18 protein-coding genes are annotated in these 21,034 nt (G+C 44.0%); 11 read left to right on the top strand and 7 right to left on the bottom strand.

The features are described from left to right. Positions 1–5 precede the first annotated feature (5 nt). The 9 genes from LRP50_RS07510 to LRP50_RS07550 all read left to right on the top strand — a co-directional run bounded on the left by LRP50_RS07510 (position 6) and on the right by LRP50_RS07550 (position 10,174). On the top strand, positions 6–1,070 hold the full coding sequence (locus tag LRP50_RS07510) for a glycosyltransferase family 4 protein (protein ID WP_274163887.1): 1,065 nt from the start codon (positions 6–8) through the stop codon (positions 1,068–1,070). Beyond that, complete coding sequence (locus tag LRP50_RS07515) at positions 1,067–2,266, top strand: YyaL domain-containing protein (protein ID WP_274163843.1); 1,200 nt, start codon at positions 1,067–1,069, stop codon at positions 2,264–2,266. The genes LRP50_RS07510 and LRP50_RS07515 overlap by 4 nt, the downstream gene beginning before the upstream one ends. A 213-nt stretch (positions 2,267–2,479) precedes the next feature. After that, complete coding sequence (locus tag LRP50_RS07520; RefSeq protein ID WP_274163844.1) at positions 2,480–3,214, top strand: WecB/TagA/CpsF family glycosyltransferase; 735 nt, start codon at positions 2,480–2,482, stop codon at positions 3,212–3,214. A gap of 80 nt (positions 3,215–3,294) precedes the next feature. Continuing rightward, entirely contained in the window at positions 3,295–5,463 is a 2,169-nt protein-coding gene (locus tag LRP50_RS07525) for a choice-of-anchor A family protein (protein ID WP_274163845.1), read from the top strand. A gap of 53 nt (positions 5,464–5,516) precedes the next feature. Then, positions 5,517–6,566 (top strand): acyltransferase family protein, encoded by a 1,050-nt coding sequence (locus LRP50_RS07530; protein WP_274163846.1) that lies wholly within the window; start codon positions 5,517–5,519, stop codon positions 6,564–6,566. A gap of 712 nt (positions 6,567–7,278) precedes the next feature. Further along, the gene (locus tag LRP50_RS07535; protein WP_274163847.1) at positions 7,279–7,674 is read left to right on the top strand and encodes a VanZ family protein; all 396 of its coding nucleotides are present in this window, start codon (positions 7,279–7,281) and stop codon (positions 7,672–7,674) included. A 96-nt stretch (positions 7,675–7,770) separates the two neighbouring features. Beyond that, positions 7,771–8,232 (top strand): hypothetical protein, encoded by a 462-nt coding sequence (locus LRP50_RS07540; RefSeq protein ID WP_274163848.1) that lies wholly within the window; start codon positions 7,771–7,773, stop codon positions 8,230–8,232. A 78-nt stretch (positions 8,233–8,310) separates the two neighbouring features. Further along, complete coding sequence (locus LRP50_RS07545) at positions 8,311–9,738, top strand: O-antigen ligase family protein (protein WP_274163849.1); 1,428 nt, start codon at positions 8,311–8,313, stop codon at positions 9,736–9,738. Further along, entirely contained in the window at positions 9,731–10,174 is a 444-nt protein-coding gene (locus LRP50_RS07550; RefSeq protein ID WP_274163850.1) for a low molecular weight protein-tyrosine-phosphatase, read from the top strand. The genes LRP50_RS07545 and LRP50_RS07550 overlap by 8 nt, the downstream gene beginning before the upstream one ends. A 169-nt stretch (positions 10,175–10,343) precedes the next feature. Here the strand turns inward: LRP50_RS07550 and LRP50_RS07555 are convergent, their stop codons facing one another. The 4 genes from LRP50_RS07555 to htpG all read right to left on the bottom strand — a co-directional run bounded on the left by LRP50_RS07555 (position 10,344) and on the right by htpG (position 15,775). Beyond that, positions 10,344–11,648 (bottom strand): inosine/guanosine kinase, encoded by a 1,305-nt coding sequence (locus LRP50_RS07555; RefSeq protein WP_274163851.1) that lies wholly within the window; start codon positions 11,646–11,648, stop codon positions 10,344–10,346. A 116-nt stretch (positions 11,649–11,764) separates the two neighbouring features. Continuing rightward, positions 11,765–12,736: a ferrochelatase gene (gene hemH, locus LRP50_RS07560; protein ID WP_274163852.1), complete on the bottom strand. Its 972-nt coding sequence runs from the start codon at positions 12,734–12,736 to the stop codon at positions 11,765–11,767. A 207-nt stretch (positions 12,737–12,943) separates the two neighbouring features. After that, entirely contained in the window at positions 12,944–13,588 is a 645-nt protein-coding gene (gene adk / locus LRP50_RS07565) for an adenylate kinase (RefSeq protein WP_028024942.1), read from the bottom strand. Between the two features lie 279 nt (positions 13,589–13,867). Beyond that, entirely contained in the window at positions 13,868–15,775 is a 1,908-nt protein-coding gene (htpG, locus tag LRP50_RS07570; RefSeq protein WP_274163853.1) for a molecular chaperone HtpG, read from the bottom strand. A 248-nt stretch (positions 15,776–16,023) separates the two neighbouring features. On the opposite strand from htpG, the gene LRP50_RS07575 reads away from it, so the two are divergent. Both LRP50_RS07575 and LRP50_RS07580 read left to right on the top strand, forming a co-directional pair. Then, on the top strand, positions 16,024–16,917 hold the full coding sequence (locus LRP50_RS07575) for a transcriptional regulator (protein WP_274163854.1): 894 nt from the start codon (positions 16,024–16,026) through the stop codon (positions 16,915–16,917). Next, positions 16,908–17,462 carry a regulatory protein ToxS gene (locus tag LRP50_RS07580; RefSeq protein WP_274163855.1) on the top strand — a complete coding sequence of 185 codons (555 nt, stop codon included), beginning with the start codon at positions 16,908–16,910 and terminating at the stop codon, positions 17,460–17,462. The genes LRP50_RS07575 and LRP50_RS07580 overlap by 10 nt, the downstream gene beginning before the upstream one ends. Positions 17,463–17,562: 100 nt before the next feature. Here the strand turns inward: LRP50_RS07580 and recR are convergent, their stop codons facing one another. The 3 genes from recR to dnaX all read right to left on the bottom strand — a co-directional run bounded on the left by recR (position 17,563) and on the right by dnaX (position 20,933). After that, a complete protein-coding gene (gene recR / locus LRP50_RS07585; RefSeq protein WP_274163856.1) occupies positions 17,563–18,165 on the bottom strand; it encodes a recombination mediator RecR in 603 nt (200 codons plus the stop codon). Positions 18,166–18,183: 18 nt separating this feature from the next. Continuing rightward, positions 18,184–18,513 (bottom strand): YbaB/EbfC family nucleoid-associated protein, encoded by a 330-nt coding sequence (locus LRP50_RS07590; protein ID WP_028024937.1) that lies wholly within the window; start codon positions 18,511–18,513, stop codon positions 18,184–18,186. Between the two features lie 134 nt (positions 18,514–18,647). Beyond that, entirely contained in the window at positions 18,648–20,933 is a 2,286-nt protein-coding gene (gene dnaX / locus LRP50_RS07595) for a DNA polymerase III subunit gamma/tau (RefSeq protein ID WP_274163857.1), read from the bottom strand. Positions 20,934–21,034: the final 101 nt, after the last annotated feature.

The following is a 21,034-nucleotide window of genomic DNA, read 5'->3' on the forward strand; positions in this document are numbered from 1 at the left end:
AACGTATGATTAACATCACTGTTGCTACAGGTATGCAGGAGATGGGCGGGATTGCAACAGTACTGAATGTATTAAATGATGGTTTTTTTCAGAAGTGGGATATGAAATTTGTCACCTCACATACGAATAAATCACTATTTTTTGGTGCAAATAAGCTATTTTTATTTGCTACCGCAGTGTTTAAATTGACCTATCTTCTCTCTTTCTACAATGTTGGTATTGTCCATATACACATGGCATCGAGAGGAAGTTATTTCAGAAAGTCTCTATTTGTTCGATTGGCAAAATTATATAATGCAAAGGTTGTTCTCCACCTTCATGGAGCAGAGTTTCAAAATTTTTATGTTTGTGAATGCAACGCCAATAAACAGTTACGCATTAGGCAAACATTCAATCTGAGTGATGTCGTTATTGTATTGTCAAGTCAATGGTTATCATGGATGAAAACCATTATTGACAATCCAAGTAAAGCCCGGGTTGTTTACAATTCCGTTAGTTCATTGGAAATTGATCGGTCTCATGCAGAGCAAGGGTTAATACTATTTCTTGGTCGGCTCGGAAAAAGAAAAGGAGTTAAGGATCTGATTGATGCTTTTTCGATTGTTTTGAAAGATATCCCTCATGCTCGATTAGCTTTAGGAGGTGATGGAGATATCGCAGAATTCAAACATCAGGTAGCTTCTTTGGGGATATCTAACAATGTTGATTTTCTTGGTTGGATATCAGGTAAGGAAAAAGAAACGTGGTTAAGTAAAGCGGATATATATTGTTTGCCTAGTTACAATGAAGGCTTTCCAATGGGTGTCATAGAGGCAATGTCTGCAAGAGTCCCTATTGTAGCTTCGACAGCAGGTGGTATCCCAGACGCTATTGAACACGGCTTGGAAGGCCTTCTAGTTCAACCCGGTGATATTGATACTCTTGCATCTCATTTACAACTCCTCATTGATAATCGCCAGACCAACGCAGAATTTTCTCAATCCGCCCATTTAAAATTTGGCAATTCATTCAGTAAGAAGGCAGTTTTCCCTAAATTAGATTCTATCTATAAAGAGCTATTGGACGTATGAAATCTAGACAACAATTACAAAACCATATCCCTACAATAATAATGAATCAAGCAAAGAAAAACGATTTCTCCGGATACGATCCTTTCGATGGCCTAAACAGTGTATTTTTCTCTCTATTCCCTAGATTAAAAAAAGGATTTTTTGGTCTTGCATGGACACAACTACACAAACGTCTAGCGATAAACCTGCGCCCTTTATTTGGTATTAGACCTAAGCGAAATCCAAAGGGCATCGGTTTATTTATTTTGGGCTTGCTAGAAAACTATAAAGCAACAGGTGATAAAATATACTTAGCCGAGGCGACTCATCTAGCCGATTGGTTGTTAACCAAGCAAAGTGATGTGGCCATTTGGCAACACAGTTGTTGGGGATATCATTTCGATTGGAATGCTCGCGCTTTCTTCGTTCCCAAAGGCAAACCAAATGTTATTACGACGATCTATGTAGCGCAGGCTCTGTATGCATTAAGTCAGGTAACTGAAAACACAAAATACCTGGAGCCAGCTTTAGATAGTGCTCATTTCATAGTCAAGCATTTATACACTGAGCATGAAGGCCGCCAATTCTTTGCCTATATTCCTGGTGAAGAAGCGTTTGTTCACAATGCAAGCCTTTGGGGAGCTGCATGGGTTGCGAAGGTAGCCTCGTTAACCGGTAACGATAGCTACAAGGAATTAGCACTAAAAGCTGCAAGGCAATCGATAAAAGAGCAAAGTAACGATGGATCATGGGTCTATGGTTCCCGCCACCATCATCAGTTTATAGACGGATTTCACACTGGCTATAACTTAGAAGCACTTTGGATGCTGAGCGATGCGCTTAGTACTCAAGAATTCCAAGCATCAATAGAAAAAGGACTCGATTACTACAAGCAGCACTTGTTCGAGCAAGATGGGACAGCCAAATATTATAACAACAATCGTTATCCTCTTGATATGCATAGTGTCTCGCAGGCAATAATCACATTATTGAAAGTTGGTAGAACCCAAGACGATATAGATCTAGCTAAAAAAATCATCTATCGTTCATTCGATACTTTATATTTACCTCGTAAGCAACGTTTTATTTACCAAAAGAATAAATTGTTCACAAACAACGTCGATTATCTTCGATGGACGCAAGCATGGGTTTATTATTCTTTATCTTTCTTTAATAGTGAAACATCTAACTATATAAATAAAACTGAACCTAAATAATTCAGCAGTCATTGTAAAATTGTCGGTTTACTGTTATCGATTTTAGCCATCCATTATAAAAAACCTCATACTCCTTGACAATTAAAGCTCTGATTTTATTGGCGTAAAGTCCATATAGCACTCCATAAAAATCAACCATACAAAATCACTGCTGAATAACTTCTGTTTATTATTTTTTTCTCAATCACTAACTAATATCATTTCGGGCTGTTTATGAAACGTATTGAATTCTTAGAAACTCCTATGGATATTTCAACAATGTCCGACACTGTTTCTCATATTGAATCAAAAATTATCAAGGGCGAATTTATTCAGCATGTTGTCGTTAACGTCGCAAAGATCGTTAACATGCGAAAAAATCCCACATTAGCTGAATCCGTCAGAGAATGTGATGTGATTAATATCGATGGCATGGGTGTCGTTTTCGGAGCAAGATTTTTAGGGCACACAGTACCAGAACGCGTGGCAGGAATAGACCTATTTCATCAGTTATTGGAGATGAGCGTATATCGGGGCTTTCCTATTTTCTTGTTAGGTGCAACGCAAGAGGTCGTCTCTACAACGAACAAAAAACTCCTTGAAATGTACCCTGACCTCAATATCGCTGGATTTCATGACGGTTACTTTTGGCATAATGAACAAGAGGTTGTGAATAAGATCAGAGAGTCAGGTGCAAAACTACTTTTCGTTGCGATAACCTCACCTAAAAAAGAAAATTTCATTAATAAGTGGAAAGATCAGCTTGGTGTAGATTTCGTTATGGGTGTAGGTGGCACTTTCGATGTGGTCGCTGGAAAAGTCAGTCGCGCTCCAACATGGATGCAAGAGGCTGGTTTAGAGTGGCTATACCGTGTATTTCAAGAACCTCGTCGTATGTGGAAGCGATACTTGGTAACAAATTCAAAGTATGCATTACTACTTATGAAAGAAAGGTTCTCAAGCAAATAACTATCAGTCATATGGTCTATTGTAGTCTCATATCTATGTTTAATAGGCTTACTTCATATTTGTCTATTCAAGGAAAACTAATGAAAAAGACATTTTGCTTAATACTTATGATATTTAGCTCTAAGATTATCGCACTTCCAACAGAATACAGTGCACTTGTTTTTGAAGATTTCACGTCCCCTCACTCCTCTAGTGATGGGCCTATTGCCATAGGAAAAGATGCCTATTTCAATGGTTATAGTATCATGCATGGCTACAATGAATTTCCTCCAGAAGATAATTCATTGATTGTTGGTGGTGACCTGTCTTACCAATCCGGGCGCGTATATAAAGGTAGCATCATCGTTGGTGGTGATATTTCGCAAGTATCGCAAACCATATACTCAGGCCTCGACGCTGGCAGTTCGATTTCTGGTTCAGCAGTACTCCCAATCGACTTTAATCAACTAAAAGATGCTCATCGCGCCCTGTCATTAGACCTGAGCGAGAAAGAGAATGTTGGTACGGTGGCTTATCAATGGGGAGGTATATACCTGGAGGGTGACTGCAGCAGTGATTTCCAAGTTTTCAATCTTAACGGAACTCAACTTGAAAAAGCCCATACTCTCGCCCTTGAATGCGTTCCCGAAACCGCGACTGTGCTAGTAAACATTAGTGGAAACAAGCAAAATTTCGCACCGCTAAGTAATATCAGTCTCAGTGACTTCGCTCTTACCAGACAGCAAACCATCTTCAATTTGTACGAAGCAACCTCGTTAAACATTTCTGGGGTTGCTTTGGAAGGTATGGTCTTAGCACCAAAAGCAGACATAACTGCTCCGTCCGGTTCGTCCAATGTTGGAATTATAGCGAATAGTTGGAAGGGATCTATGTCTCTAGGCTACCTGCCGTTTAACGGTAACCTTCCAAGCAAAGAACCAAACCCGATAAACGCCGAGTTGAAGTGGCACTGGCAAAACAGCACTTTTAAACCAGAATACGACCAAGTAATGGGGACACCTCTGGTCGCACAACTGAATGATGATAATACCGACGGTAAAATCGATAGCTCTGATATCGCTGATGTCATCGTGGTTACTTTCGCAGGAAGTCAATACACCAAGCCTGGCATAGTACGAGCGCTTAGTGGAATCGATGGTAAAGAACTTTGGGACTACGAAAACGGTCCGATATACTCTGACCCCCGATTTACACCCGCGTTGGCAGATTTAGACAGCGATGGTTATGTTGATATCGTGGTTTCTGACAAGTCTGTAAATGAAATCCGCGTTGTTAGTAACGATGGAAACACTAAAAAAATCTTTCCCAAAATTGATAACAAAGTTGGAAATGTAAGCATTGCTGATCTTGATGGAGATGGTGTTGCTGAGATCCTAACGGGTACGTCCGTTTACAATTATTCTTCTGGCTTACTTTACACTCTTGATAGCTGGAAAGCCGACTATTCAGTATTTGATGCAGATGGCGACAAAATTCTAAACTTTGTTGCAAATGGCATCCTCTATGATGCATCAGGTAACGAAATCTGGTCATACGAAGGTCATGATGCCGCATGGTTCTCTGTTGTGGCTAACCTCGACCAAGATGCAGAGCCAGAAATAATCGTCTCCATACCAGGTACGTTTGCGACTTATCAGACGTTAGCACTGTTAGATCACGACGGATCTGTTAAATGGGAAAAACGGAACATATCGTCTAATGGTGGTGGTGCACAGACTATCGGAGCTTTTCTTACTTCAGGTAAACCTGGAATAGCTTACTCAGGATATGAAAAGTTGGTGATGCTAAATGCGGCAGGCGATCTCATATGGGAAATTGGCATTGATGATTCAGGTAGCGGGAAGGTTGGTGTAACTGCTTTCGATTTCAACGGAGATGGTCGTGATGAAGTTATCTATCAAGATCATAACCAAGTAGGCATTTTAGATTCACTAACTGGAAAAATATTGTTTGAAACAGCTAACTCCACCAGTACGCTTTGGGAATATCCTATTGTTGCCGATCTAGAAGGTGACAATAACGCCGAATTGATCTTCGTAGCAAATGACTTTAGTTCCAAATGGAACACCCATAAAGGTGTTAGAGTGTTTGGTGCCACCTCAGATGACCTCCCTTGGAAGGGAGCTACTCGCATATGGAACCAACATTCTTATCATCAAACTAACATTGAACAAGATGGTTCTTTACCACAGCAAGCACTTAATAGTTGGGAAGTAAATAATTCCTATCGAAATAGCACATTAAAATAGCCGTTAATTTTAATATACCAAAGGCGGTTCATTCCGCCTTCCTTGGATATAACATGCACTTAAATTCATTTACTTATTTTAGAGTTATCGCGATTGTATTCATTGTTGCAGCTCATTTGTATAATGCCGCTGGGATTCAGTTTGACAACTTCGGCAGTGTTTTTTTTCGAAATTTAGTAGCAGGCGGAACTTCCCTATTCGTTTTCATATCTGGCTTTTTGTTTTTTCACGTATTTTGCCGAAATTATAATTTCAAGAAATTTTACAGCAACAAGATAAAATACGTTTTTTTTCCATATGTCATTCTTGGCTTTATCCCACTTGTTTATCATGTTCTTAGTTTTAAGCAAGACTGGGGTGGTTTTTTTTACCCACAAGGTGATGGTTTGATCAACTTTTATATCATTCCAGCATTAAAATACTATGCAACAGGCCGGTTTATGGCAGCATATTGGTATATCCCATTTGCTATGGTGCTATTCTCCATGGCTCCACTGCATCGAAAGTTTGCATACCTTAATGTCGTTACTCAAATTTTTATTATTACAGCCTTGACTATTGTGGCTATATTTATTCACCGACCAATTGATAATATATCTATAATTCAACACTTAGTATATTACACACCTGTTTATTTGACTGGGATATTTTGCTCTGTTCACTATGAGAAATGCACTAAAGCATTAAATAGAATAGAGCCACAATTATTTATTTCTGTTCTTCTTTTAGCTTTCATACAAACCATTTCTGGTCACAGCGGAAATTATCATAAATCTGCCATGGTGCTTTCCGGAATAGATCTCATCTACATACAGAAACTGTTACTTTGCTTATTTCTTATGACATATCTGAAGAGATATGACAACATTAACAGCAAAGCTGTCACTTTAATCGCATCAACCAGCTTTTCAATCTATTTTTTACATATTTACTTTGCATGGGCGTTGGGCATGTTAAATAAAAAAACAGATCTTGGATTTGACAATGGAAGTTGGCTTACATATTCCATTCTTTTGTTCTCGATAATGGTTTGTTGTATTGCCATTGCCATTCTCATAAAAAAATTAGCCCCGAAATATAGCCGATATATAACTGGCTATTAACACACCACCTTATCCCTTGTTTCGATAAGGGCTTACTTCTTCCTTAAAGTGATTACTACTCCTTCACATGAAGATATACTATATTTTATGAAACCTAACTTTTTAAACATTGCATTCATATTTCTGTCCCTATTTTTATTGTATTCAAGCTATACTGCGTTTCATAGTGCACTTACAACGAGTGCTATCACGTCAAGGCTCAACTATTTTTCCAATAATCCCAATCCAGTTTTACGACCCAATGACGTAAAGTTAGGTAATTTTAACCCGAATGGTTCAAAAACTACTGCGTCCAGTGTAAATAACTTTGTCTTGCTCAACCAATGGCTGTCCTACATAAATGATGACATGAAAAATTCTCTAGATTTTGTCGCATTGTTAACGTCAAGCACACATATCAGACCCACTTGGTCAAATACATATGTAGAATTGGTCAAGCTTGCAGAAACTCCGACGGATGCAGAAAGACTTCGCTCTTTCGCATCTCTCTTTGGGCCTTTTTCACTATCAAGCCATCTTATGTTGATTGACAGAGCCTTTTCTAATTGGGAATCCATGCAGTTGGAAAATAGAGTTGATGCCTCTCGGCAGCTCATTTCTCTAGCAAACGGTTGGCGATATCGTAACGCGCTAAACACCATGATCACATACTCAGAAGGCAAACAACGCATGTGCAACCTGTTGGCGTTTAATAGGATTAAGGTGCAAGCTTGTGGCTAATGTTTCTAAAGTCCCTTTGTCCATACTCGTCGTTTTCGTGGTTATTTTTGGCAGTGCCTCGGTTCTAAAATCTGCAGATATTTTGGGAGACCAAGTCCGAGAAGCTGAAATCATGATAGGTGGTGCTATCTATCTCCATCTTTGTGGTTCTTTTTTCTTAGGCATACTTTGCCGACTTACATCTAAAAGTAACCGTTGTTTTGGATTGCCACTTCCTACCCTTTTCGTTTTGATGCTGCTCGTCGCAGATGAGTCATTACAGTCACTCATTCCTTCACGTCAGTTCTCGTGGCTAGATATGACCGTTAACGTTTTTGGTTTGCTTTCTGGTACATTTTTTTGCAGCGCAATTGCGACGGTTCATTCAAAAACAAAAGCGTTTCGCTGATTGCGTTTTTCTAGTATCGCCATACCCACTTTTTATCATCTTAACTTTGATATAGTCTTTAAATCAGACTCTTGAAACCACTTTCAAGGAATAATCATGAAAATTACAACCACCATTTTTGGTGTGACAACCTTAGCCTTGTCTTCGATGGCATTTGCATTCGAAAGTGACGAACAACGTGACGCTATCGTGTCGCAACTTGGTGATGTTCCGACTGAGGAAACTTACCAAAGCGTCTTGTTTGAGAATGCAGAGCTTGCTGTCGAAATTTTAACGCTTTTGTTGGACATTGAAGGGGTCGACCCTCAGTTGGCAGTTCAAGCAGCAATGACAGCGGCGCCGGATAGCGCATTGGAAATCGCGCAAGTTGCACGTGATGCAGGAGTTGCAAGCGAAAACATTACGACTGCCGCTCTGTTGGCAGGGGTCGATCCGACTCAAATCGCAGAAGCGACCGCTGCAGGTATACAAACTGCTGCAGTCGGCCCTGCTCCCCCTTCTGCTCCGGCAGTGGGTGGCCAAGGTGGCGGTGGTGAGAATGTCATCTCACCAAATTAACCGATATGCTCTCGGTATTTGTTTTTAAAGCCCATCACTTGTTGGGCTTTTTTTGTATTCGCATTCTGAGCGATTTGTATGGCAACGTTTGAAAAACTCTCTTTCTACTCCCTTCTTGCACTTATAGTTTGGTTGCCAATTCCGCTTGGTAGCAACAGGGACTGGGCTTGGTCTATAGCCGAAATATGGATAGCACTTCAATCGATAATGCTGATTATCGCTTATCGTGGAAACCTACCTTTTGAACCACTAAAGCAATACAAAACACTGCTTTTCGGTCTCATGACATTTCAACTGTGGGTGTTTGTTCAAACACTACCAATACACTGGGAATGGTTATCGATCCTTTCAAGCAAAAGCGCTGAAATATACCAGCTTGTCGGTGCGCCAGAAGGGTTTATTTCCTTAGATTCGCGAATGACGTTAGCTTCGCTATTTAAAGGCATTGCCTACACCATGCTGGTTTTTAATGCCATTTTTCTCGTTAATTCGAGCAAGCGACTTAAGCAAGTGGTGTTGATAATCGTGATAAGCGGCACTCTGCAAGCTTTCTATGCAGCAATGGTGGTCCTGCTTGATATTACAGAAAGTCCAGTATTTGGCTTTACCGAGAAAGGGATTGCAACAGGCTCATTTGTCTATAAAAACCACTTAGCCAATTATCTCATGATGGCATTATGTATGGGCTTAGGTTTAATTGCTACTCAACTACACACTAGTCCTTCTGACTCGCGCTTTGTCTTCATAAAACGGCTATTAGAAGGTATTTTAAGCCGGAAAATGTACATACGTTTGTGTCTCGTTATCATGGTTATCGCGCTCGTCATGACACGCTCTCGCATGGGAAATACGGCTTTTTTCGCAGCGACCGCTATCGGTGGGATCATCGCGCTTGTTTTTTATAAGAACAAACCTCGCGCGTTAACCGCTTTGGTTGGCAGTGTTATTGCGATAGACACTATCGTTGTTGGCGCGTTGTTTGGTCTAGAGAATGTCAAACAACGTCTCGTCGAAACCTCTCTCGGTGCGGAGTCTCGAGACCAAGTCGTCATTTGGTCGCTTGATATTATTAAGGACTTCCCTTTCACAGGGACGGGCATGGCAAGCTTTTATACAATTTTTCCGATGTATTCAAAAGCAGACATTGGATTCTACGACCACGCGCATAATGACTATATTCAATTTATGGTTGAAGCGGGTATTCCGGCGACACTTCTGCTAGGTATTGTCGTGCTTTACGCTTTATGGCGTGCCTTTTCAACAATCAGAACACGACACAGTAAAACAATGAAAGGGATCGCACTAGGTTGCATCATGTCTATCATAGGGATGCTTATCCACATTAGTGTCGATTTTAATCTTCAGCCCATGGCCAACGCGCTGACATTTATATTGATTCTGTTCCTCGCCAACGCGAGTGCGGTCTTACCGGCAACAGGTAAATTGGTAACAATAGGTTCATCTCAACGCAGCAAACACTATGTCGAGAGCACTGAGCATGTTTGATCGTATTCTCGTTGTTTGTACTGCTAACATCTGCCGATCACCGGTCGCAGAGGCACTGCTGAAAGCGAATCTACCTAATCACGTCATCGAATCAGCCGGTACCATGGTTGCGTCTAGCAATTTGTTGAATGCGAGAGCACACCAACACTCTCAAGGAGTGTGTGCAGAGCATGGCTTTGACATCTCAGGGCATTCTGCTCGGCAACTCACTCCAGAATTATGCGGTCAGTTTGACTTAATCTTAGTGATGTCACACGAACACGTCGATGAAGTCGCTCTGCTTTCTCCTGGATCAAGAGGCAAAACAATGCTTTTAGGGCAATGGATTGGTCAAGGTGATATAGACGACCCCGTCCACCAGCCCAAAGCATCCTTCGATGTACTGTTTCACACCTTGGTTCGCGCAACTACTGCTTGGGTGAAAAAGCTAACTTAGCAGCAATAAAAAAACCGCCATAACGGCGGTTTTTTTATGTCTGAGAAATCTCAATGTCATTGGTGCTGAGACAAGGCGTCAAGCAAACGGATCTCTGGGAGCTTAGTTCACTAAGTGACCGGAGCCAGTGAGCTCAGCCAACGCAGTATCGGAGCCAAGGACGAAGAGATTAGCGTTCCCAGTAAGCCTCTTCTAACGAATCTTCCCTCTCAGGAAGACCACGCGATAAACGCGGGGAATGCTGTGCCAATACTTCATAGCTTACACGGTTAGCGTACTTACACACTTGCGAGAACGAGCTGTAAGTCAGGTATTGGAAACTGTGCTTGCTAGAGTTTGGCACGTTATCACGGTGGTAACGGTTTGCTGACATATCGTGAAGCACGGCTGACAGTGCGCCATCACCAGCACCGTTGGTGTTTTTGATGCGCTCTGGGCCACCCATGTATGGGGCAATATGCGAATATACCTTGGACGGGGTGTCGCAATCTCTTTTCATCATTGGGCGGCTGAATTCGTACATGTTGAATTCTGCAATTGGGCCCGGTAACAATGGCAACGTTGTTTCACGCTTCGCACTGTCTTCGGTGTAACCCGCCATGTATAGACCAATAGGTCCTGCGGTACAAAGCACCATGTCGACCCACTCAAGGGCTTTGTCTGCGGCAAGAAGCGGATCTGACTCACCCGTCAGTGCTTCTGCTTCTTCTTCATTCATGGCGACCACTGATACGTGCTCTGCCAGGAATTCACGCCACCATTGTGGGTTATTCTGGATCACGTATTTTGTACCCATGGTCATAACCACTGGCACGTCATATTTTTTCGCGTACTCGATCGCTTTCATCGTTGCTTCAGGCATAGGATCGCCCTCTTTACAACGTACTAGGTAAGCGGTCAGCACCAATGCGGAGGCGTTTTTGAAAATGTGTTCAGGAATAGATTCTGGCGACAGTTGGTTCATCAAGCCTTCGCTGATCGCAAAAGTTCGTTCACCTTCTTCGCTAATAAGGGCGTAGCAACGGCCGATTGGCCCTTGAACCGCTTGGAGGTAATTCAGATCCATACGGCTAGATGTATTACACAAATAGCGGTATGAATAGCTACCGATTGTAATATCGCGGCTCATCACACCAAGCAATATTGATTTATCATCGGCCAACGTCGAGTAGTTGTGCAGTGTGTTACCAATCGTACCCCCTGCAAACTCGTGGCTAATCATGTTGTTTTCTTTTAGTTCTTGATACAAGGCTTCGGCGCGCTTGTCATCAATCACTAATGAATGGCCTTTACTCAATTCATACTTAGCCAAAAACGCATCATCAACCTTAGCTTCGATATCAACTAGGGTCTGATCAATACCAATAACATGAGGGCGTTTTAGCTTACGTTGTTCACTCGCTTGGACAAGCAAGGGATCACGGGCATGTACAGGGAAATAATGCTTAGACTTACGTTGGCCTGGGAATTTCATGATTCGATGCGTCGTTGTTGGGGGCGAAAATGAGAATTCTATCACACAAATTTAAAGTGGGAACATCCAGCGTACAAATTGGTGCGATAGAAACTCAACAATCTCTCAATTGAACCCTACCAAGCCTGGGTGTGACGTTCCACTAACTGACGCATCATGTCGATGTGTGCAGGGGAATCATTCAAGCACGGAATAAAACGAAACTCTTCACCGCCCGCCTCAATAAAGCTCTCATGACATTGTTCCGCAATCTCTTCCAATGTTTCGAGGCAATCAGCCGAAAAAGCAGGAGAGATAACATCAAGACGCTTAACGCCTTCGCTTGGCAGTTTCTCTAGTGTTTTATCAGTATAGGGTTGTAGCCACTCTTCGCGACCGAAACGCGATTGGAATGTCGTCTTTATTTTCACGTCAGCGTCTAATCGAGCAATCAAACGTTCTGTCGTTTCATGGCAATGTTCTCGATATGGGTCTCCGTTATCAGCATAGCGCTTAGGAATGCCATGATAAGAACACACCAACATGTCTGGCTTGCCGTTCAGTTCCCAATGGCTTTCTATCGATTGCGCTAGCGCATCGATATAGCTGGCTTCACTGTAATAGTGATTCACAAAACGAAATTCAGGGATCACTGGCTGATCCTTTAGTGATTTCGCCAGCTTATCAAACACTGCCGCTGTTGTGGTTCGAGAGTACTGCGGGTAAAGCGGCAACACCAAAATTTTATCGCAACCCCTTTCTTGCAATTGACTTACCGCCGATGCCAAACTCGGCGCACCATAGGTCATGCCAATTTCAACGGGAATACCCAGCACTTTTTCAAGGGCGACTTGTTGGCGCTTTGAATGCACCATCAACGGTGAACCCTCATCCATCCATACACTTTGATAAAGTTTTGCCACTTTAGGCGAACGAACGGGAAGGATAATACCGTGCAGTAAAGGACACCAAAGCCAGCGAGTCATATCTACAACACGCTGGTCATGAAGAAATTCGCTTAGAAAAGTACTGACTGCTTTTGCTGTTGGCGCTTCGGGTGTCCCTAAATTCGCTAGCAACACGCCAACATTATTTTTGTTATTTTCCATTTAAACCTGCTTTAACAAGAGCATTATTACTAAAATGTCTTTGCGAAGATTAGCGGGTTTCTCAGCAAAGGCAAAGCGTGATAAACACTGAGTGTTAAGTCGCGCTTTTTCGACATAAAACATCAACATCTCAATACTTGGCTGCTGAATAAATAGATCAAAAAAGGGCAACCCTAAGATTGCCCTTTTTGCATCGAAAAGTAGGAATTAACCTAGTGCTTTCTCGATTGCAGCGCTAACGTCAGACACTTGCTGGGTACCGTCGAATTTCAGGTACTGAGTGTTGCCCGCTTCTGCTTCTTTTTGGTAGTAAGCAATCAACGGTGACGTTTGCTCATGGTAAACGCCTAGACGAGCCAAAACAGTTTCTGCCTTGTCGTCATCACGAACCACCAAATCTTCACCCGTCTCGTCATCTTTACCTTCCACTTTTGGTGGGTTGTAAACAACATGGTAAGTACGACCTGATGCTAGGTGAGCACGACGACCACTCATGCGCTCAACGATCACGCTGTCAGCAACGTCAAATTCCAGAACGTAGTCAACGTTTACACCGATTTCTTTTAGGCCATCAGCCTGAGGAATCGTGCGTGGGAAGCCATCTAACAAGAAGCCTTTCGCACAATCTTCCTGCGCGATGCGCTCTTTTACCAAACCCAGAATGATATCGTCAGATACCAACTTACCTGCGTCGATAACTGCTTTCGCCTGTTTGCCCATTTCAGTGCCGGCTTTAATTGCAGCACGCAGCATATCACCAGTAGAAATTTGTGGAATTCCGTATTTTTCCATGATGAATTGAGCTTGTGTGCCTTTACCTGCACCTGGAGCACCCAGAAGAATGATGCGCATAGTTATCCCCTTTCTTTACTTTGGCGTTTCGCAAAAACCTGAAACATACACGGTTATGGATACCTAAACAACCTCACGTCCTGTGTTTTAGTACGTCAGAGCACGTTTCGAGCGGTTTCCCACTAAAGGCTGATTGCACTGACATTTACCACTCTGTACCACAACAAACCGTGCAGCACGTACGACAAGGGAATTTAGGTATAGGACATAAGTAAGCCCAGCAACTCGGCTGGGCTTACTTCATTGATTCATATTTATCTATCGACGAATCGGCTGCAATTAGCCTTTAGTCAGAAGTTGATTCACCGCAGTCAAAAACTGAGATGGATCTTCGATGGAACCGCGCTCAGCAAGCATCGCTTGGCCAAGTAGCATTTCCACCCAGCGCCCAAATACCGCTTCGTCGGCTTCATCGGCCATTTGCTTGATCAGCGCATGTTCGGGATTAAGCTCGAAGATGTACTTCACTTCCGGAGCTTGCTGGCCTGCAGCCGCTAACAACTTCGCCATCTGCGTACCCATTTCAAACTCGTCAGTCACCACAACTGCAGGCGTTCCCGATAGTTTGAAGGTGGTGCGAACATCTTTGACGCGCTCACCAAGGTACGTTTTCGTGCGTTCAACAACCGATTCAAACGCTTTCTGCGTTTCTTCACGCTTTTCTTTCTCAGCGTCGTCTTCAAACTTACTCAAATCCAAATCGGCTTTTGTGATGGCTTGGAACTGCTTACCATCAAACTCAGGCAAATAGCTCATTAGCCACTCATCGATGCGGTCATACATCAAAACAACTTCGATGCCTTTGGCTTTAAACTGCTCAAGGTGAGGGCTATTTTTCGCCGCCTGATAGCTGTCTGCTGTTAAGAAGTAGATCTTATCTTGCCCTTCTTTCATGCGAGAAACGTAGTCAGCCAACGATACTGTCTGCTCACTGCTGTCGGTGGTAGAAGACGCAAAGCGCAACAAGCCCGCGACTTTTTCTCTGTTAGCGTGGTCTTCTGCTGGGCCTTCTTTTAACACCAGACCAAATTCTTTCCAGAAGCTTTGGTATTTTTCAGCATCGTTATTGGCCAAACGCTCAAGCATGGTCAATACGCGTTTCGTACACGCATTACGCAAGGTTTGCGTCACTTTGTTGTCTTGCAAAATTTCACGAGACACGTTCAGCGGCAGATCGTTAGAGTCAATCAAACCACGAATGAAACGAAGGTAGTTCGGCATGAATTGCGCAGCGTCATCCATGATAAACACTCGCTGAACATACAACTTCAGGCCGTGTTTGTGGTCGCGATTGAACATATCCCAAGGGGCTTTGGATGGGATATACAGCAAGCTGGTGTAATCATTCTTACCTTCCACACGGTTATGGCTCCACTGAAGTGGATCAGCAAAATCATGCGACAGATGTTTATAAAACTCTTTGTATTCTTCTTCGTTGATGTCTGATTTAGCTCGGGTCCAAAGCGCTTGCGCCTTGTTTATTTTCTCCCACTTGCCAACATCCGTTTCATTGCCTTCTTCATCGCGCTCCTTGGTCCACATTTCAACCGGAATGCCGATATGGTCAGAGTATTTTCCGATAACGTCACGAAGACGCCATTCATCAAGGAACTCTTTGTCATCTTCACGAAGGTGCAATGTGATAGACGTACCGCGCGTTTCTTTAGTGACACCTTCAATGGTGTAATCGCCTTCGCCTGCCGACTCCCACAATGTGGCTTCAGCGCTATCTGCGCCTGCAGCGCGAGTCGTTACTGACACTTTATCGGCAACGATAAACGCAGAATAGAAACCTACACCAAACTGACCAATGAGCTGGCTGTCTTTGGTTTGGTCATCAGAAAGCTGTTTGAAGAAGTCCGCGGTGCCGGATTTTGCAATTGTTCCCAAATTCTCGATCACGTCTTCACGCGTCATACCGATACCATTGTCTTCAATGGTTAAGGTGCCAGCTTCTTTGTTAACGCTTAGGCGAACGCGTAGATCACCATCACTCTCGTACAAAGCGGAATCAGACAGCGCTTTAAAACGCAGTTTATCTGCTGCATCAGATGCGTTTGAGATCAATTCACGTAAAAAGATCTCTTTGTTGGAATAGAGTGAGTGGATCATGAGGTGCAGCAGTTGCTTTACTTCAGACTGAAAACCGCGTGTTTCTTTTTGTTGTTGTGTGGCTTGATCGCTCATTGTGACTCCAAACAAATATTTAGCTCTATTAGATATATACCGAAGCAACCTAATCTGGGTACCCCACAAGTTACTTGGGTATGCTCTTTCTAAATAGGGTCAGAACGAGGCTTTTCAAGTCCTAAATTTCATTTTTTGATTTCTTGAGGTCTTTTTCTCAATTCGAGTATAATCTCCTTCAATTTCGTTCTAGTTCAGACATTTTCCACCTAAATAGTTTGAAATTCGCGCAGGTTAAAAAATATCGAATGATCAATAAATCGAATCGTTACCTTTTGGGAGAGCGTTTTGTCTTTTCTCCCAGTGAAAGCTCATTGATCGACCTTCATGAAAATGATGACCTGGTCCGATTGGGCAGTAACGAGTGCCGAGTGCTTATGGTTCTCATCGAAGAGCCACACGCTATCGTGACCCGTAACCGCATCCATGACTATGTTTGGCGGAAACAAGGCTTTGAAGTTGATGACTCTAGCCTCACACAATCTATTTCAACGCTGAGAAAAGCCCTAAAAGATTCTACAAAAAACCCAATGGTTGTAAAAACCGTTCCTAAGCGCGGTTATCAGGTAATTTGCTCTGTCGAAGCGTACGATGACCAAATGGTTGTCGATATACCGAATGTTGACGAACCAGTGTTGGTCGAAACTATCGTGGTTGAGCAACCTGCTGACGTGGTGGAAAATAATGAAGCTATGCCTTCAGCGCCAGCACAGTCCTCAGTCGATGAACCCGCGGAGGCGCCAAACCACAGTCCACAACAAGAACCTACTGCAAACCTATTTAAAACTCCTTTAGGGTCTTGGGCGGCATTAATTTTGGCCCTACTCGTTCCCCTTGCTTTCAGTTTTTATTCAACGCCAAAATCTGAAGCTTTTCACGAGATCCTCAACGTCCAATCTGTCCCTGTTTATGTCCCCGTCACAAACGCGCGTATTGGTCAGTGGAAGCCAGTGATTGAACGTTGCGTTGCAAAATACATCAGCTTCTATGGCCAGAGCAGTGAATTGGATGAAGTGATTGTGACAGGCGGTCAAGATAACCAAATCTCATTAAACTACATACACAGTGCAAGCGACGCGGACGATAACCTCACCTACGTTCTGCTGACGAGCCAAGAGGAGAGTCACACGTTATGTCGTTAATGAATACAACCCGAAGAAGAGACCAAATCAAGCGTCTTGCCCCTTTTGTTCTATTACTTCTTTCCCTGTTAGGGAGTTGCTGGGTATATCTTGGCGAAGATTTTAGAACAGCAAATTTGCTGCTATCTAAACACTGGAATTCTCGTACCATCAATTACATTGAAGAGTCGTCTTACCGCGATGTAACGGGTCTTACGACGACCGAACAAAACAGCAACATGGTATTTCTGCCAGATAACACATACTCACGAGACACTCAGATCATATTGAAGAATGAGTCAGACAACATTCAAGTCGTGATGTCGGTTTCTGAATCTGGGGAGTGGGAAGTCAGTGGCGGTTATCTCAAACTCAAGCTCGGCGAAATCAAAGATGTCACCACTGGTGATACCACAGAGTTTTCTGAAGAAGATCTGACGCTGGTTCGTACCTTCTATCGCTTGGGGGCAGAAAAAGTTCGCCGCATCGATGTGCTAAACGATGGTTCGTTGCTCCTTACTAGCTTAAATCACGGTTCCATGGTGCTTTACAGTAAATCGTCGTAATCGTTAATCTCGACAAAAAAACTAAAAAATGGCCGCTTCAATGAAGCGGCCATTTTAATTGGAGCCATGCTAACTGCGCTCAATCCGATTGATATAAGTATCAACCTAAGCGATGCCTGCCGATAATAGAATGGGAAAGCGTGGTGCCATCCACGAGTTCCAGCTCTCCGCCCATCGGCACGCCATGAGCAATTCGGCTAGCAACAACCTCATGTTCAACGCATAACTCACTGATGTAATGCGCAGTGGCTTCGCCTTCAACGGTTGGATTAGTTGCCAAAATAAGCTCAGAAATTGATTCTTTCGCCAATCGTTTTTCCAGCAAATCCAAACCGATGTCAGATGGGCCGATACCATCGAGTGGAGAAAGGTGACCCATCAACACAAAGTAGCGTCCTGAGTATTGGCCTGTCGCTTCAATCGCTGCAATATCAGCAGGACTTTCGACCACACAAATTTGACCATTCTCCTGACGACGAGGGTTTGTACAAATTGCGCACTCTTCTTCTTCCGTGAAAGTACGACATTTACCACAATGCCCAATGTCAGTCATTGCGGATTGTAGAGCTTCGGAAAGCCTCACACCGCCCTGTCGATTGCGCTGTAGAAGATGAAACGCCATACGTTGGGCTGATTTCGGGCCTACACCCGGCAGACAACGTAGTGACTCCATCAATTGTTCAAGCAGTTGGCTTGTACGCATAATACGTAACGATAATCGTTAGAAAGGCATTTTAAAGCCTGGTGGCATCTGCATGCCGCCAGTCACATCGCCCATTTTTTCTTTTTGTGCTTCTTCTACACGACGCGCCGCGTCATTGAATGCTGCCGCAATCAAGTCTTCCAGCATGTCTTTTTCGTCTTCCATCAGGCTTTCATCGATCTCAACACGACGAACGCTGTGGCTGCCAGTGATGGTGATTTTAACAAGGCCTGCGCCTGCTTCACCGGTCACTTCCATGTTTGCAATTTCTTCCTGCATCTTCTGCATGCGCTCTTGCATTTGCTGCGCTTGCTTCATCAGGTTGCCCATTCCGCCTTTACCAAACATAATTTTCTCTCTTTTCACTGTGGGCCGTTTACCTTACGGTTTCTCTTTCTTAGCTCAAAGCCACACTTGCATTCAGACAAGACAACGCGTGCATGGCAAAGAATTCGTATCGAGATTAACGGCCTCTTAGGGGGTTATATTGGTCGAATGCTTTCTTCATCAATCTCTGCCGAAAAACGTTGGCAAATAAAGAGAACATTTGGATCCTCAGTCAAATTCTGACTCGCCTGAGTCAATTTCTCTGTATACAGCTTGTCTCGCCATTCCAATGGCGTCGTTCCTTTCACTCCCACTTCAACAGAAAGAGTGACGGTATACCCAAGCTGCTCACTCAATGCTTCGCAAAGCACCGAGTGTGATTTTTCAGTGTTCAAATGCTCTTGCTCAGCGCGCAATGAAAGATGGATCTGTTGACCCTCTTGTTCCATCGACGCATTGAGTGCCATTTGCTTCACAAGACGAGGAACATCAAGCGCATTAGCGATTTGACTCCAAGTATCTTGCTCTATCGATTCTTTTTCCAGCTTTTCGCGCATTTCCGGCGTGCGTTCATGTGCCAGTGCTCGTTTGATCTTTTCTGGAGTGATAACGACTTTTTCGGCCACAGGCGTAAGCTTGGTCGGCTTCCAACGATACGCATCATCACCCACATTCAGATCAGTTGTCGGCATCGACGCAGCCTGGAACTTTGTTGGATCGGCGGGTTTATGTTTTGCCGCGATCCTTTCCATCACTGACAGCGAATCGCTGCCAGCCGATACCGATTTACCCTTTTTTGGCGATTGGCCCTCTTGCTGACGAACACGACTTCTTAGCATGTTTCGAGCGGCCAACAAATTCCCCGCTGACGAACCGCCTTGTGTCGCAGAATTCGATGATGCCGGTGTTTGAGAGGCATTGCTCTGCGGCTGGGACTGTTGAGACGACATACCTGCAGAGTCTTGCCCCTGAGGGTGATAGACATCTAGGTCATATTCTCGCTGAGCATCTTGCTCCATCGCCGCTAAGTGCGATGACAGTTGCGGGTCTTCTTGATACTGCGGCACTTGTGGTTGCGATACCGTTTGATGTTGCGTTGCCCCTGTTTGCACGGGCGCTTTAGCCTCCAGAGGTTCAACGATATTTGTTGGCGCGGTTTGAGGCACAGGTGCCAACGGCGGCTGTGCAGGTGCAGGCTGTGGCGTTCTGCTCGATGCGACTTGCGCTTTTAATGATGCCAATCGGTCTTGCGCTGGATTATGTGCAGCGGAAGCAGGAGCAGACGGCGAAACAGAACCTTGGATTGTCGGTTCTGTCGCTGGCACGGCTATCGTCGAAGGCTCAAACTGTGACGAAGTGACTGGTCGAAACGCCAGTAATCGAAGCAGCACCATCTCTAAACCTGCACGCCCATCCGGTGCGTACGGCAAATCCTGACGGCCTTGCAATGTGATTTGGTAGAACAATTGAACATCTTGCGGAGACAGCGTTTGCGCCAAGAGCAACACGCGCTCGGCATCCGGTGATGATGCATCAACAGATTCTGGCAACGCTTGTGCCATTGCAACACGATGAAGCTGTGACGCGATTTCTTTTAGCAACCCGTCCCACTCAACACCCACTTCTGCTAGATGCGTCAAACACTGCATCACATGATCAGCATTGCCTTCAGCAAGTGCCTCCAACAAAAGAAGCGCTTGATCCGTGCTCAGCGTTCCAAGCATTTCGGTGACTTGCTGTTCGATCACTGACCCATTGCCGAGTGCAATTGCCTGATCGGTAAGAGACAGCGCATCACGCATACTGCCTTCGGCTGCACGTGCAATCAGCGACAGCGCTCGTGGCTCGGCAGGCACTGCTTCTTGCTCTAACACATGTGTTAGCTGATCTTTGATCTGAGTTCCGTCAAGGTGCTTCAGATGAAACTGAAGACAACGAGACAGAATGGTCACGGGAAGCTTTTGAGGATCGGTCGTTGCGAGCAGGAATTTAACGTACTCAGGCGGCTCTTCCAGCGTTTTTAGCAACGCATTGAAACTGTGTCGAGACAGCATGTGCACTTCGTCTATCAAATAGACTTTGTAGCGTCCACGGGCAGGCTTGTATTGAACGTTATCAAGTAAGTCGCGTGTATCTTCGACCTTGGTGCGTGACGCAGCATCAATCTCCATGAGATCGACAAAGCGTCCTTGATCAATTTCCTGACACGTCGAACAAACACCACACGGGGTAGAAGTTACACCCTGCTCACAGTTCAGTCCCTTTGCAAAGATGCGGGCAATCGTTGTTTTACCCACACCTCGCGTACCGCTAAACAAGTAAGCGTGGTGCAATCGATTATGATCTAACGCGTTAGCCAACGCAGTCAGAACGTGTGATTGGCCGACCACATCACGAAACTGATGCGGACGCCATTTTCGGGCTAATACCTGATAACTCATGCGTTGTAAATTCTGGCGATAATCTTCCGCAATCCTAGCACAGACACAAAAAGAGCGCGATCCTGACGATCACGCTCTTCTCTCAATACAGGTTCAATCGG

Origin of the sequence: Enterovibrio gelatinilyticus (assembly GCF_028683095.1) — a bacterium.
Taxonomy (GTDB): Bacteria; Pseudomonadota; Gammaproteobacteria; order Enterobacterales; family Vibrionaceae; genus Enterovibrio; species Enterovibrio gelatinilyticus.